Origin of the sequence: Spirulina sp. 06S082 (genome assembly GCF_034932145.1) — a bacterium.
Lineage (GTDB): Bacteria > Cyanobacteriota > Cyanobacteriia > Cyanobacteriales > Spirulinaceae > CCY15215.
Window position 1 is genome coordinate 1 of the sequence record NZ_JAYGHV010000262.1, and the last position, 1,623, is coordinate 1,623.

Consider the following 1,623-nt stretch of genomic DNA (forward strand, 5'->3'; position numbering starts at 1 on the left):
TTGAGCGCTTTTTCATCATTCTTTCTTCTCTGGTGATTTCTCGATCTTACCCTCTCTTTCTCTTTCTCATTGGTTTTTTCCGATTCCTTTTGTTTTTCGCTTTCTCCCCTTAAGTTGACACCAATGAACGCTTGCGCCCGTGCTTTGTTTTGCGCCCTCTATGCTTGCGCCCGTGCTTTGTTTTGCGCCCTTTTCTGCACCCCAAGGTAAAGCGGCAAACGGCAAGCGGTTAAGTTTCCCGTCAGCGACGATCGCCAAACGTTGATTTTTCAACTTACCTGCAACGGGATCGAGGAGCATTTTCGCGAGTTCTGTTCCTTCGCTGAGAGGGTTGCGATCTTCGGCTTGCAGGGCGGTGATATAGAGTTCTGTGGCGGTTTCAATGTCTTGGCGAGAGGGGAGTTCGTAGGCAGTAAACTCGGTTTTGCTGACGGCGAAGAGATAGCTGCGATCGCCTCCGAGGGCGTATTCGAGGAGGAGGGTATCATCGTCGAGGATGTTTGCTTGGATTTGTTGCAGGGTGAGAGGCTGAGGATATTTTAAGTTCGCGTAGGCGGGGTTCTCCCGGCGAATTTGGGCTTCGAGGGTTTGCAAATCGTCGAGAATTGTCTCGATCTTGCTTTTGATGGCTTCGAGATCGGCATTAGCATAACCCTTGGGGTTCTGGAGGAGTTGCACGCGCTGTTGTTCGGCGGTGCTGAGAGCCTGGTTAAGGCGTTTTTCTTCAGCGAGGAGGGCGGGGGGAAGGTCGGCTTTGAGGTCGAATTGTGCTTCGGTGAGAATTTCGGTGAGGGTGCGGGCGCGGGAACTTTCGCTGGCTTGGAAGGCGCGGGCATCGTAGCCTTTATTAGGGTTATTCCGGTGCAGTTCCATCAACAGGTCGATGTAGAACTGATAATAACCTTGGACGGAAGCGAAGTAGGTTTGGCGGAGTTCGGTGGTGGGGGCTTTGGTGCGGAGGTCTTCGAGGATGGCGATGGATTTTTCCATCTCGGTGAGGGCGTTTTCGAGGTTGCCTTGGGAACGTTGAGTGAGGGCGATATTCCCTAATGTGGTAGCTTCTACAGAGCGATCGCCCACGGCTTGGCTGAGGGGCAAGGCGCGAGCGAAGTATTCAAGGGCTTTCTGCTTCTCTCCTAGGGAGTCGTAGACAGAGCCAATATTGTTGAGGGTGATGCCTTCTCCCCCGCGATCGCCCACGGCTTGGCTGAGGGGCAAGGCGCGAGCGTAGTATTCAAGAGCTTTCTGCTTTTCTCCTAGGGAGGAGTAGACATTGCCAATATTGTTGAGGGTTGCGGCTTCTCCCCCGCGATCGCCCACCGCTTGGCGGAGAGGCAAAGCGCGAGCGAAGTATTCAAGAGCCTTCTGCTTTTCTCCTAGGGAGTCGTAGATGAAGCCAATATTGTTGAGGGTGCCGGCTTCTCCGCTGCGATCGCCCACCGCTTGTCTAAGGGGCAAGGCGCGTTCTAAGTATTCAAGAGCCTTCTGCTTTTCTCCTAGGGAGTTGTAGACTCCGCTAATATTGTTGAGAGTCGTGCCTTCTCCGCCGCGATCGCCCACGGCTTGTCGGAGGGGCAAGGCGCGTTCGTAGTATTCAAGAGCTTTCTGCTTTTCTCCTAGGGA

General features: G+C 53.7%; 1 protein-coding gene. It reads right to left on the reverse strand.

Annotation, left to right across the window (positions count from 1 at the left end):
• Positions 1-66: 66 nt before the first annotated feature.
• A partial coding sequence (locus VB714_RS15460; RefSeq protein WP_323225527.1) for a tetratricopeptide repeat protein occupies positions 67-1,623 on the reverse strand: 1,557 nt, incomplete at its 5' end.